13 protein-coding genes, 3 tRNA genes and 1 pseudogene are annotated in these 13,108 nt (G+C 42.0%); 11 read left to right on the top strand and 6 right to left on the bottom strand.

The genetic code is table 11. The features are described 5' to 3' along the window. Positions 1–4: 4 nt before the first annotated feature. A complete protein-coding gene (locus IKL48_03580; GenBank protein MBR3603746.1) occupies positions 5–373 on the bottom strand; it encodes a response regulator in 369 nt (122 codons plus the stop codon). Between the two features lie 38 nt (positions 374–411). Between IKL48_03580 and tilS the strand changes: the two genes are divergently transcribed. From tilS to IKL48_03550, 6 genes and pseudogenes are all read left to right on the top strand, one after another. Next, entirely contained in the window at positions 412–1,137 is a 726-nt protein-coding gene (gene tilS / locus IKL48_03575; GenBank protein MBR3603745.1) for a tRNA lysidine(34) synthetase TilS, read from the top strand. Positions 1,138–1,491: 354 nt separating this feature from the next. Continuing rightward, entirely contained in the window at positions 1,492–1,983 is a 492-nt protein-coding gene (locus IKL48_03570; GenBank protein ID MBR3603744.1) for a pilin, read from the top strand. Positions 1,984–2,178: 195 nt separating this feature from the next. Next, positions 2,179–3,276, top strand: coding sequence for a heat-inducible transcription repressor HrcA (gene hrcA / locus IKL48_03565; GenBank protein MBR3603743.1), 1,098 nt, complete (start codon positions 2,179–2,181; stop codon positions 3,274–3,276). Then, complete coding sequence (locus IKL48_03560; GenBank protein MBR3603742.1) at positions 3,269–3,823, top strand: nucleotide exchange factor GrpE; 555 nt, start codon at positions 3,269–3,271, stop codon at positions 3,821–3,823. The genes hrcA and IKL48_03560 overlap by 8 nt, the downstream gene beginning before the upstream one ends. A gap of 41 nt (positions 3,824–3,864) precedes the next feature. Beyond that, on the top strand, positions 3,865–5,733 hold the full coding sequence (gene dnaK / locus IKL48_03555) for a molecular chaperone DnaK (protein MBR3603741.1): 1,869 nt from the start codon (positions 3,865–3,867) through the stop codon (positions 5,731–5,733). Positions 5,734–5,934: 201 nt separating this feature from the next. Next, positions 5,935–6,066: pseudogene (locus IKL48_03550) on the top strand (prepilin-type N-terminal cleavage/methylation domain-containing protein). Positions 6,067–6,487: 421 nt separating this feature from the next. Here IKL48_03550 and IKL48_03545 read toward each other — a convergent pair. From IKL48_03545 to dapA, 4 genes are read right to left on the bottom strand one after another with little or no spacing between them, the layout of a single operon-like run. Continuing rightward, positions 6,488–7,903, bottom strand: a complete 1,416-nt coding sequence (locus tag IKL48_03545; GenBank protein ID MBR3603740.1) for a hypothetical protein — start codon at positions 7,901–7,903, stop codon at positions 6,488–6,490. After that, a complete protein-coding gene (locus IKL48_03540; GenBank protein MBR3603739.1) occupies positions 7,900–8,586 on the bottom strand; it encodes a hypothetical protein in 687 nt (228 codons plus the stop codon). Before IKL48_03540 ends, IKL48_03545 begins: the two co-directional genes overlap by 4 nt. Further along, complete coding sequence (locus IKL48_03535) at positions 8,583–9,461, bottom strand: hypothetical protein (GenBank protein MBR3603738.1); 879 nt, start codon at positions 9,459–9,461, stop codon at positions 8,583–8,585. The genes IKL48_03540 and IKL48_03535 overlap by 4 nt, the downstream gene beginning before the upstream one ends. 8 nt (positions 9,462–9,469) lie before the next feature. Then, on the bottom strand, positions 9,470–10,354 hold the full coding sequence (gene dapA, locus IKL48_03530; protein MBR3603737.1) for a 4-hydroxy-tetrahydrodipicolinate synthase: 885 nt from the start codon (positions 10,352–10,354) through the stop codon (positions 9,470–9,472). Between the two features lie 91 nt (positions 10,355–10,445). Here dapA and sppA point away from each other — a divergent pair, with 91 nt between their 5' ends. After that, entirely contained in the window at positions 10,446–11,603 is a 1,158-nt protein-coding gene (sppA, locus tag IKL48_03525) for a signal peptide peptidase SppA (GenBank protein ID MBR3603736.1), read from the top strand. Positions 11,604–11,612: 9 nt separating this feature from the next. Continuing rightward, complete coding sequence (locus IKL48_03520; GenBank protein ID MBR3603735.1) at positions 11,613–12,173, top strand: hypothetical protein; 561 nt, start codon at positions 11,613–11,615, stop codon at positions 12,171–12,173. A gap of 91 nt (positions 12,174–12,264) precedes the next feature. Here the strand turns inward: IKL48_03520 and IKL48_03515 are convergent. Next, a tRNA-Cys gene (locus IKL48_03515) sits at positions 12,265–12,336 on the bottom strand. A gap of 360 nt (positions 12,337–12,696) precedes the next feature. On the opposite strand from IKL48_03515, the gene IKL48_03510 reads away from it, so the two are divergent. From IKL48_03510 to IKL48_03500, 3 genes are all read left to right on the top strand, one after another. Further along, positions 12,697–12,767: transfer RNA gene (locus IKL48_03510), tRNA-Gly, on the top strand. Positions 12,768–12,841: 74 nt separating this feature from the next. After that, positions 12,842–12,914 (top strand) — tRNA-Thr (locus IKL48_03505). Between the two features lie 57 nt (positions 12,915–12,971). After that, the coding region (locus tag IKL48_03500) for an elongation factor Tu (protein ID MBR3603734.1) at positions 12,972–13,108 on the top strand (137 nt) is incomplete at its 3' end.

The raw sequence follows: 13,108 nt of genomic DNA, 5'->3' as shown, positions 1-13,108 counted from the left end.
TTTTTTATAAATCTCCCAAAGCCTCTTTTACTTTGTTGACTAAATCTTTTAGCACAAAGGGCTTGGCACAAAAAGACCTTACTTGCGCAAACCGAGTAAACATTGCCTCAGACTCTACTAAGGCAGAGGTGATAATGATAGGGATATTGCTCAAAGCATCGTCTTCATCCATGATAGATACAATGGTTCTGCCGTCTAATCCGGGAAGCATAACGTCTAAAAGTACCAAATGAGGGTGAAGCTGTTTCATTTTGGCGATGGCCTCGCGCCCACTTTGGCAAATATGAATTTCATAACCGGCTTTGGCCAAAACCAAACTTAACAGCTGAACAATAGACAATTCGTCTTCTACAATTAAAATTCTTTTTTTCATTTTGAAAATCCTTCCGTTATTTTATTATACTTTTTTATATGACAAAAAAAACATTCAGTGCTTCCACTTGGAAAAATATGCTTACTTTTTCTGAGCCTTTTTTCAAGAGGGGAGAAATAGTTATTGTGGGTTTTTCAGGTGGGGCGGACTCTGTATGTTTGCTTCATTTTTTGCGTCATTTATCTCAGAAAAAACATTTTGAAATTATTGCACTGCATGTCAATCACGGCTTACGTGGTAAGGCGGCAACGGCAGATGAAAAATTTTGTAAAAAAATGGCTAAAGAGTGGGAAGTGGATTTTGTTTCCGTCAAAAAATCCGTACGTGCTTTGGCTAAAAAATTAGATTTAAGCATAGAGCACGCTGCCCGTAAAGCCCGTTATGAAGCCTTTGCCGAAATTGCCAAAAAAATGGGTGCTACCAAAATAGCCTTAGGCCATCATTTAGATGATCAAGCAGAAACCGTATTATTGAATTTACTGCGCGGTACGCGTATTGAAGGGCTGTGTGGCATTCCGGTTCGTCGGCCGTTAAACAACAAAGTAGAAATTGTGCGCCCTTTATTGTGCATTACTCGCAGTGAAGTGGAAGAATATATACAGGAAAACAACCTTTCTTTCGTGACGGACCAAACCAATTTTGAAGATGTTTATACACGTAATTGGGTTCGTCATGAACTTTTGCCAATGTTGCAGAGCAAACAACCTAAAATTCGCCAACATTTATCCGGCATGGCGGCGCAGTTGGCCGAAAAATTGAAATAACGACTTTTGACAGCTTTTCAGGTACTTGGTTTTGGGCATACCATTTTCCACATTTCAGTTTCTTTCCTCCGCCGTATCTAGCAGTACTTGCCTTGGCAACTAGTGAAGGCAATAAATCATAAATCTGAAAAATCATGCTACGATCAGTAAATTTTCATTTATTGCGAACGGCTTTTTCATTTGCTTGTCTGATGTTGAGCCACAAATTCTTTTTGTTTGTTGGCCGTTTTTCAACGAGAGATTGCGCTACCTCTTGACTTGTTTTTTTTTTTTGCTACAATTTCAGCGTTGCCCTCAGACCCAAATCCTACGTGTTGTTTGTTGGGTCTTAAAGCCGTGTAAAAGGAGAGAAAAATGAAAAAAGGTTTTACGTTGATTGAATTATTGGTAGTAGTGTTAATTATCGGTATTTTGTCCGCAGTGGCTTTACCGCAATATACCACAGCGGTGGAAAAAGCCCGCTTGAGCGAAGCTTTGACTAATGGACGGGCTTTGGTACAGGCCCAAAATATGTGTATTTTGGCAAATGGAGGAGATTCTGGTCCTTGTGCTTTTGCGGACAATTTAGACATAGATTTAAGCGGTGGTACTTGGAATGAGCATGGTGACTATTTTGCTACAAAACACTTTATATATCGCATAGAGGACGGAGATTTTACAGATATTTATCGTGTTAACAATCCAACTCCTTCCAATATGAGTAGTGATGCCATTTATTCTCTTTTCCTGGGAACAGATTTATATGAAGATTCTAAATATTGTTATACCCATGATACAGAAATTGGTGAAAAAATATGTAATTCCTTAGTAGGACAAGGTTTTGGGAAAAGATCAGGAGATCAATAATTTCTAATCCAAAAAAGAACTTGCCGTTTGATAAGCCTCTTTCTATACTTTGGTAGAGAGGGGTTTTTGTCGACAATAACTTTCAAAATTAGCAGTCTAAAAAAGGGGTTGACAAAAATAACAAAAACTTTTACAATATTAGCAGATGTTAAAAGTGAGTGCTAAAATAAAAAGGTTCTAATAGACGAGAATGTTATGAGAATATTAAGACCGGAAGTAGCCAAAGAAAGAAAAGAGAAAATCCTGCGCTGGGTGGTACAACAGTTTGTGGAAAACCGCCGCCCTGTAGGGTCTCAACTTATTGCGTCCAGTGCACTCAAAGACGTTTCCAGCGCCACCATTCGTAATATTATGAAAGAGCTGGAAGAAGAAGGCTATTTGTACCAACCGCATACTTCCGGCGGTCGTATCCCTACAGACAAAGCCTACCGCTATTATGTGGATTATTTAACCGGTGTACAACGCATGGCTGCGCAAGAGCGCGAACAAATCGAACAACAATATGATGAGCGCGTGAGCGAAATTAATAATGTGATGTTGCATACGTCTCGTTTATTGGCTCGTTTGTCGGGGGCAGCGGGGTTTGTATATACCTTAAACGTGGAAGACCAAGTAGTCAAACGTTTGGATTTTATGCCCATTGGACCGGGAGTGCTTTTGGCAGTGCTCGTCACCGAATCTGGCATCGTGCGTCATTGGCCGGTACGTTTAGGCTATGATTTGGCACCGGCTAAAGTTCGTTTATTAAGCAATTTTATTAATACTGAAATTGAAGGAATGACGCTGAAAGAGGCGCAAAAGTTCTTGTGGCAGTATATACAGTCAGGGCATCGCGAAATTGCAGATGTAGCCGATTTGGCTATCCAAGTACTTAAAGATATGCAAAAGCCCCAAACCTCTGCTGAAGAACTTTATATTGAAGGTATCGGTCGTATGCTGGAAAACACGGAACAGGCCGATTATGAAGACCTTAAACAAATGATGCGCGTGGTAGAAGAAAGACAGCGCCTGTCGGGTCTTTTGGCTGAAAAAATGGAAGATTTGCGCCGTAGTGGCAAACAGGTGACCGTAAGCATCGGCAGTGAAAATGAATTGGCAGAATTACAAAATGTCAGCATTGTATCTTCTGCCTATCGTGTGGGAGACAAAACGGTAGGCATGTTGGGCATTATCGGCCCGAAACATATGCAATATACCAAAGTGATGTCTTTGGTGAAATTTATGGGGGATTTGCTGGAGGGGACCATCAGCAATTGGAGCGCACTTCCCGGCAAAGAAGACGATTATGAGTAATAAAGAAAAAAAAGAGGGCTTAACGGAACAGGAAGAAGTGCTCTCTCCTGCCGAGCAAGAGCCGGAAGTAGAAAATAAACCCGCCGAAGAACAGCCGGATTATTACGAAAAATATGTGCGTTTAAGTGCAGATTTTGAGAATTTCCGCCGCCGTACCGAGCGCGAAAAAGCTGCATTATTGGCTTATGGAAAAAAAGATTTCGTAGAGAAATTATTGCCTGCTTACGAAGTACTGCTTCGCCAACAGGCCAAGATGGAAAAACAGACCGTCAGTAAAGAATGTTCCGCCGAAATAAAAAGTTTGTTGGGTGGTATCAAGATGGTGCTGGGGGAGTTGGACAAAGCCTTTAAAGCAGAAGGCATTGAAAAAATGGATGTAATAGATACGCCGTACGATCCTATGAAAGAGGAATGCATTGCTACCATTCCTTCTTCTTCCAAGCAAGACGGTATGGTGCTGGAAGAAGTGCAAATGGGATTTATGATGGACGGCAAAGTGCTGCGCCCGGCCCGTGTGGTTGTTGGCAAAGCGGGGGAAGAAGCATAAAGCAGGAAAATAAACTGATTTCTATTTAAGGAGAAAAAACTATGGCTAAAATTATTGGTATTGATTTAGGAACTTCTAATACGGCTGCCGCCGTAATGGAAGGTGGCAGAGGGACGATTATCCCTTCTGCAGAAGGTAGTTCCATCGGCGGAAAAGCCTTTCCGTCTTATGTTGCTTTTACCAAAGACGGACAACGTTTGGTCGGTGAACCGGCCCGCCGTCAGGCGATTGCCAATCCGGAAGGAACCGTCACCGCTTTTAAACGCAAAATGGGTGAAAACTTTAAGTATAATTTGCGCGGTCAAGAATTTACTCCGCAACAATTATCCGCTTTCGTTTTGCAAAAAGTAAAAAAAGATGCGGAAGCCTTTTTAGGTGAGCCGGTGGAAAAAGCCGTTATCACTGTGCCTGCTTATTTTAACGATAACCAACGTCAAGCCACCAAAGATGCCGGTCGTATTGCCGGACTTGAAGTGGTGCGCCTTGTCAACGAACCGACCGCTGCCGCTTTGGCTTTCGGTATCGACAAAGCCGGCAAAGAACAAAAAATCTTGGTCTTTGATTTGGGCGGCGGTACGTTAGATGTCACCATCATGGAAATGGGTGCCGAAGGTACTTTTGAAGTGCTTTCCACCTCCGGAGATACGCAGTTGGGCGGTACGGACATGGATAATGCCATCATTTCTTGGATGGTAGATGAATTTAAAAAGAGCACCGGTATTGATTTGTCTGCTGACAAACAAGCCCAACAACGCTTGAAAGAAGCAGCTGAAAAGGCCAAAATTGAATTGTCTACCACTATGGAAACGGATATCAACTTGCCTTTTATTACCGCCGATGCTACCGGCCCGAAACATTTGGAACTGAAACTTTCTCGCGCCAAATTGGAAAGTTTGGTTGATTCCATTGTCCGCCGCTGCGGAAAATCTGTAGATCAGGCTTTGAGCGATGCCAAACTTACCGCTTCTCAAGTGGACCGTATTATTTTGGTAGGCGGACCGACTCGTATGCCGATTGTGCAAAAATATGTAGAAGACCATGTGGGTAAGAAAATTGAACGCGGTATTGACCCGATGGAATGTGTGGCTATCGGTGCCAGCGTACAAGCCGGTATTTTGACAGGGGAAGTAAAAGATGTCTTGTTGTTAGACGTCACCCCGCTTTCTTTGGGCTTAGAAACTTTGGGCGGAGTATGCACCCGTTTGATTGAACGTAATACCACTATTCCGACCAAGAAAACGCAAATTTTCTCCACCGCTTCTGACAATCAACCTGCGGTGACCATCAACGTCTTGCAAGGTGAACGCCCGATGGCTAAAGACAATGTGCCCTTAGGTAAATTTGATTTGGACGGCATTCCTCCCGCTCCGCGCGGTGTGCCGCAAATTGAAGTGACCTTTGACATTGATGCCAACGGTATTTTGAAAGTGTCTGCCAAGGATTTGGGCACCAACAGAGAGCAACATATTACCATCAGCTCTCCGAACAAACTTAGCGATGCCGAAGTGGAACGCTTTGTAAAAGATGCCGAAAAATTCGCTGAAGAAGACAAAAAACACAAAGAATTTGTGGAAGCGAAAAACGAAGGCGACAGTGTGCTTTATCAAACCGAAAAAGCCTTGAAGGACTACGGTGATAAAGTGTCTCAAGATGACCGCTTAGCCATTGACCGCGCTTTGGGTGATTTGCGCGAAGCCTTAAAAGGTGAAGATGCTGATAAGATTCGCACTGCCAAAGATGCCGCTTTGCAAGCCAGCCAAAAGTTGGGTGAAGCTATGTACAAAGCCCAGCAGGCTCAGGCCGGTGCTGCCGGCGCTCAGGCGGGTGCACAACCCGGACCGGACGCGGCCCAAGCTGCCGGTAATGGCCCGAAAGACGACGTCGTGGAAGCCGAAGTCGTAGACAAATAAGAAATAATTTATCTTATTGATTGTCTTGCATGCACCGCGTGAAACTTTGTGTTTTGCGCGGTGTTTTTTATTTTCTAATATTTATTTGATATTTGTTTTTCCCGTCGGCAAAATGTGCGACATCTTGACTTATTTTTTTTTTTTGTTAAATTTTTTTCATGAGGAAAAATTTAACAAAAAGGAGTTTTGGATATGAAAAAAATGTCTAAACATAATGTCGGCGGTTTTACGCTGATTGAGTTGTTGGTAGTGGTACTGATTATCGGTATCCTTTCTGCGGTGGCTTTGCCGCAATATACAACGGCGGTGGAAAAGTCTCGTTTCTCTGAAGCATGGACTTTGTTGGCTTCTATAGATAAAGCCATTGCTATTAAAGATATGGAAGAAGGTTCTTCAACTTCTAGAGCATATACTTTTGAAGATTTGAGCTTAAGTTTTGTGGATGAAAATGGTGCCACCCCTACAGGAACAGACTTTTATACTAAAAATTTTCGTTATTTCCTTGATTATACAAGTACGAAGGGAAATAGAATTTTTGCAATACGAAGAAAAAGTGGAGTCCCATACTATCTTAGCTTAAGCATAGTTGATGGAAAGCGATATTGTAATCCTTGGGAGAAGGGAGCTTTGGATGCTAACGGTTGTCAACGTTTTACAGGACTTAATAATAATACCGGTACGGAATGTGTAAGTGGTTTTGGTGCTTGTTATACTGAATAAAAAAACCCCGCTCTAAGGAGCGGGGTTTTTTGAATTATTTGTTATAAGCTAAACAACAGTTGCCCAACATACAATCCTGGCAAGTGGTAATCTTTTCTTTCTTTTCCAAAGATTTTAGGAGTTTTTTGGCAAAGTCTGTCAGTGTGGGATCACGCGCACCCAACACCAGCAGAATATCACCCGGTTGAGCAGCCGCAGCCATATCAGCCAAAATGCGTTCGCGGCAACTATCATAATGGACATTGACCCCATTGTTTTTGAGGCCTTTGTAGACGTTTTGGCTGCTGATTCCTTCTGGAATAGTGCCTCCCGGATAGTAAACCTCCGTCAGCCACAAGTGGTCCTCTTTGCCGATGCTGATGGCCAAATTTTCTACAAACTCCGCCGTCAACATTTTAATAGACGTAAACGCATGCGGTTGATAAAAAGCAAGCACTCTTTTTCCGCGTAAGTGAGCCGCTGCAATAGTGGCATGCAATTTGTGCGGGTTGTGGGCAAAATCATCAATCACTTCAATATTGTTGTACGTGCCGATAGAGGCAAAACGGCGTGCAATGCCGGAGAACTTTTCTAAGGCTTCGGCACAAGTTTTTAAATCTACGCCACATTCCAAAGCAGCAGCTACGGCTGCCGTAGCGTTGGAGACATTGTGTAATCCGGGAATATTGATTTTAAAGGGTTGTCCTTGAATGATAAACGTAGAACCAAAACCCGTCACGCGCACGTCTTCCGGGTGGATATCCCCTTGATACAAACCAAAGGTTTTTCCGGAAGAAGCAACCGCTTTTAAATTATCTTCTTCTGCATTGACGATGGCATGTTTACAATTTTTAACAAATTGGGTAAAAAATCCTTGCAGAACATCAATTTCCTTATGGTCTTTGCGTAAGTTTAAGCATAGTCCCAAATAAGGATGATAATTAACGATGGATCCATCACTTTCATCGGCTTCAATAACCAATAGGTCCGAAGCCCCTTTATAAACATTACCAAAGACGCCTTGTTCTTTTTGCAAAGACATAATGGCCGCCCCCGTAATGACAGAGGGACTTTTGCCAGCGTAGGAAAGAATTTCATACACCATAGCGGTTGTAGTGCTTTTGCCGCTGGTGCCGGAGACGGCAATGGTGCGATGTTCTGCTACGTGTTTGGCCAAAAGTTCAGAGCGGTGCATGGTGGGGATGTCTAATTCTTTGGCTTTTTGGATTTCCGGATTGTCGGCCTCAATAGCGGTGGAGAGAATTACTAAATCTGTTTTTTCGTCCAAGCCACTGCCGTCTTGAGGGAATAACTCTATATTTAAATTTTTCAAGTAATCCCACAAGGCTAAATCGTGGTATCCTTTGTTAATTAAACGATCCGAACCGGTGACGGTATCTCCGCGCATGGCGTGCAACTGAGCCAAAGCGCTCATACCTACTCCACCGATTCCTACAAAATGAATTTTCATAAATTTACTTCCTTTTTCTTAGAAGATTTAAGTACAGAATGGGCATAATCCTGCATGGTATAAAAGCCGGCCGGTTGATGTACAAGCCATGCCGCAATATGCACAGCCGAGGCGGCAAATAAATCACGGTTAGTTGCCTCATGTTTTAGCATGATTTGATCATGAGAGGAAGACAAGGTCAGGATATGCGTGCCTACGGTTTCTCCAAAACGTTCATAAGATACGTTGGAAAGAGGCAAATCAATTGCTTCAGCTAGTTTTTTAGCTGTACCGGAGGGAGCGTCTTTTTTATGAACGTGGTGGATTTCATGCAAAGATCTTTCATATCCGGCATACATTTGGGAGGCCTGTTTTAAAAGTTCTCCGAAAAAATAAACACTTAAACTGACGTTCGGAGCATAAAATAACGGGATTTTATGTTCTTCCTGAATTTGAAATAAGAAACGTTCCGGCAAATTTGTAGTACCTATCAAACAAGCGGCTTTCAATTCTTTTGCCAGATAAAAAGCCTCCTCTGCTCCTTGTGCTGACGAAAAATCAATAATAATATCAGCAGGAGTATTTGTTTTTTCGCCGGTTTCTCGCAGAGCGGCAATTTCTAGATCCAAATTTGAAGTTCCGATGATGCGGGCAATTGCCTGCCCCATTTTTCCTTTTGCACCGTTAATAATGACACGCTTCACAGATATTTCTCCAATAATAATTCGATAATTTGGCGCGCATTCATCGCGGCTCCTTTGAGCAAATTATCAAACGTAATAAAATAGTGAATAGTCTTTTTATCTTCCACATCTCTGCGCAACCGACAGGCGAAAGTAGTTTCTTGCCCGCTGATTTGTTTAGGAGTGACGATATCTTCGCTATAACGCAAATTGGGGAAAGCGTTCCATGCTTTTTTAATTGTGTCTAAGTCAAAATCTTCCTCAGCTTTGAGGGTGACGCCCAAACTGTGAGCATTTTCTACCGCGACACGAATAGTGTGAGGATAAACTTTTACACGAGGCATTTCCAAAATTTTTCGCGTTTCATAAATGCCTTTGAGTTCTTCGGAAGAATAACCATTATCTTGAATAGAGCCAATCAAAGGAACACAGTTGTTTTCGTATAAAGAACCGGGTGTGTGAAAATCTTCTAAAAGTTTTTTTCCGCCGCCGCTGATGGCTTGATACGAGCAAAAGAAAACTTCTGTCAGATGATAAAACTGACGTAAAGGAGCCATCGTCATTACAAGCCCGGTGGTGGTGCAGTTGGGGCTGGCAATTAGACGAGTTTGCTGTGTAATAGCATGTGGGTTAATCTCCGGAATGACGAGCGGAACTTGAGGTTCTTGGCGAAACTGTGCCGACATATCCACAATATAACCGATGCGGTCTTTTAATTGTTCATACAAGCGTGCGCTATCGGGATTATCCGTACAAAGAACAGCCGCATCTAAGGCTGGGATTTCGTCTTGTCTGCCAAATAATTTAGTTTCAAAGGGGGTTTGGATTTTTTTAAATTCTGCTTGTAAAGTGCGCCCGACTACGCCGTTTGCACCAATAATACCTATAGTTTTCATAAGAACTCCTAAATGAGTAAAGATTTATTGGTTTTAGCCAATATAGCATCTATTTTTTCTTGATTTTCCGTCGAAACCTTTCCTAAAGGAAGGCGTACCACATCGCTTCCTATCCCTAAACGGGATAACAAATATTTTACGCAGGTAGGATTGGTCTCAGTATAGCAGGCCTTGATCAACGGATAGGCTTGAGCAAATACGTCAAAAGCCTGTGCATTTTCTCCTTTTTGCCAGAGATTGTAAATATTTACAAAAGCCGGTGCCAATACGTTAGCGGCAGCACTGATGATGCCGCTGCATTGAATAGAGAGATATTGCAAAAATAAATCGTCGTTTCCACAAAGATAATTTATCTTTTGGGAATGGAGAACGGCAGTATCCGTCACTGCGCACATGTCATAATCAGATTCTTTAACGGCTTTGATTTGAGGAACTTGCGCTAATAAGTTGTTCATTACACCGGCAGGCAATTTAAGCCCTGTACGTCCGGGAATATGGTACAGCACAATCGGGCAGCCCAAAAGGCCCACCTGACGATAATGTTCTATAAGTCCGGAGGGATTTGGTTTGTTGTAATAAGGGGTGACTACTAAGATGCCGTCCGGTGAATGTCTTAAAGCGGCTTGTGAGTTTTTTAAAGTAGATTGTGTGCAGTTTGTACCGGTGCCAATAATCACTTTTACGCGTTTGTCAATTTGTTTGATAGCGGCGCAAAGCAACTCGTCTTTTTCTGCCTCATCTAAAGTGGCAGCTTCGGCCGTTGTGCCTAAAAGAACCAAGCCATTTACGCCGGCGGAAATTTGTTTTTCAATTAAAATTTCTAATTGAGGAAAATCGATTTTTCCATTTTCTGTAAAAGGAGTGACTAAAGCAGTATAAATCCCTTTGAACATAAATAACCTCCAACAACGCCAGAAACGTTGCTTTTAAATATTTTACCATTAATTGCTATAATGGAGAGAGATTTTGCTCAAGGGGAAAAATATGTCAGAAGATAAAGAATGTTTAAATCAAGACAATACCGGAATTACTGATTGGGAAAAGAAATTGAAGGAAGGGGAAAAAACGGATATTTCTTTTGCAAATAAAAAGGAAGATCCTGCTAGCACGGAGAGTATTTTGGGAAAAGAGGAGAAAGAACCTGAAAAAGAAATCCAAAAAACACCCAAAAACAGGGGGAATTTTTGGTTCTTTTTATTGCTCCTTTCTTTTTGTGTATCTGCCGTTTGCGGTGTGTATTTAACAGTAAAACCGAATATGACTTGTCCTAAACCGGAACAGGAGGGGAAGAAAAATTTCTCTTTCGTTTCTGTTAAAAATCAGAAACAACCGGAAGGTATTGCATGGATTAAAATAAGAGGCGAAATTTCGGAAGAAATGGAGCCAAACCCTTTTAGCATAACCACTAGCGCTTCTTCTATTTCTAAACGCATTCGTGAAGTTGCTAAAGAAAAAAATGTGAAAGCCATTGTTTTAGATATCAATTCTCCGGGAGGGACCGTGGCATCTGTGCAGGATATTCATGCAGAAATTTTGGCCGCCAAAGAAAAAGGCAAAAAAGTGGTGGCTTTGTTTCGTGATGTGGCTGCCAGCGGTGCTTTTTACATTGCGATGGCTGCCGATCAAATTGTGGCAGAACCGGGAACCATTACAGGCTCTGTAGGTGTTATTATGCAAGCCGGAAACATGGTGGGCTTGTTTAACAAGTTGGGTATTACCATTACACCGATTACATCTGGCAAGTATAAAGATATAGGCTCTATGTATAGACCGATGACGGACGAAGAAAAAGCAATTTTACAAGATATGGTGGATGATACCTATCAGCAGTTTTTTGAAGCGGTGAAGGCCGGTCGCCCGAATGTAAAACCGGATGATTTGGTGGCATATACCGACGGTCGTATTTTTACGGGTCAGCGCGCATTTAAATTGGGTTTTGTTGACAAATTAGGTGGAGAAGAAACCGCTCGTTTGTTGGCCGGAGAATTGGCAGGGTTAAAAGATCCTAAAATTTTAACGCAGAAAAAAGAAGGCTTGCGCGAATTGATTTTTTCGTTTGGTTCCAGCATGGAAAGTAAAAATTTAACTAAACAACTTCAAACGATGAATACCCCCTCTGTTTCTTATTTGTGGGTATTATAAGGAGCGTTTATGTCTGCCTTGTGGAATGCTTATTTTAAATATGCCAAAGATCCTGCCCAAGCCGTAAAAGGATTGGTGGAAGAACGCCGTTTCGGAGTTGCTCTTTTGGGCTACGCCGCCGCTGCCCTATGCTGGGTGGTTTTCTTTTGGATAGGAGACAGCCTTTCTGCTTGGAGCCTTGTGTGGCGCTTTGCTTTCTTTTGGCTTTTAGAAGTGACTATGGGATATCTGTGGGCGGCGTTGTCGGGACTGTTTTTAAATTTCTTTTCCGACAGCAACGGATCTTCTTCCTTATTTATAGTGTTGGGCTTGTCCGGTTTTATACAAGGATTACTGCTTATTTTCTCCTTGTTTTCTGCTGCGTTATCTTGGTTGAAACCGTTGGCAGCCTTGGCATTTGTCATCAGTTTGATATGGCGTTTTTCTTTCGTCATATTAAATACGGCCCGAGTTTCAAAAGTAAGAAAGGTAAAAGCTTTTTGTATTTTGTGCTTTGCGTTGGTACCTGTGAGCGCCATCGCTTTGTTAAGTTTAGGAGCTTTTATTTTAATTTGCAGTCTGTTGGTGTAAGAAGTAAATATTGTTTAAATATAAAACCCCCAGTCATCAAACTGGGGGTTTTTCAATAAAAAACCCGCTCTGTTAAGCGGGAAAAAAGAAAAGGTGCGGGTGGGAATCGAACCCACGAATAAGAGTTTTGCAGACTCTCGCCTTACCACTTGGCCACCGCACCGTTAAATCAGTAAAAATATTATAGCAAAAAAACAGGGCTTTTTGAGAAAAACTTTTTATCGACGGAGAAATATTTTTAAAATAGGTCTTGAATTTTTAAAAATAACCTTTATACTCTGTGTAAGGGAGAGCCATAAAAGAGAACCTATTTTAGGGTTATGCCCCGTAAAAGGGCCCGGGTCTCCCCCTTTTTATTTAAGTGTGCCTGCCTGCACAGGTGCACTTTTTTGTGTAAAAACTCTTCAATTTGTTATAATATCTAAAAGCTCTGCTTTTCGAATCGTCCGTTGAAAAAAGTAATTTTTAAAAAAAACTTTTGCAAAATGTATATTTTTGGTATAATATACGGGTAGTCTTTTTTGCGGGCGTAGTTCAATGGTAGAACGTCAGCCTTCCAAGCTGGTCACGTGGGTTCGATTCCCATCGCCCGCTTTTTTAGGTGTAGAATCACATTCTGTACCGCAAAACAATTTAGACGTCCGGGCTTTCCGGAACAAACGTCAAGTGCTGGGGTAGCTCAGCTGGTAGAGCATCTCCATGGTAAGGAGAAGGTCGTGGGTTCGATTCCCATCCCCAGCTTATTTTTTTGAAAAAAATAACATAAGTAGTAAACTCAATACAGGAGAACTATAACAAATGGCAAAGGAAAAATTTTCCCGCTCTAAACCGCACGTAAACGTAGGTACGATTGGCCACGTAGACCACGGTAAGACGACATTGACGACGGCTATTACGAAAGTATTGGCCAAAGAAGGTAAAGCCAAAGCCATGGC

Source organism: Elusimicrobiaceae bacterium, assembly GCA_017520185.1.
In the GTDB taxonomy this organism is placed as follows: domain Bacteria; phylum Elusimicrobiota; class Elusimicrobia; order Elusimicrobiales; family Elusimicrobiaceae; genus Avelusimicrobium.
Note: the sequence above shows the minus strand (reverse complement) of the source record. Positions and strands in the feature narration are given on the sequence as shown.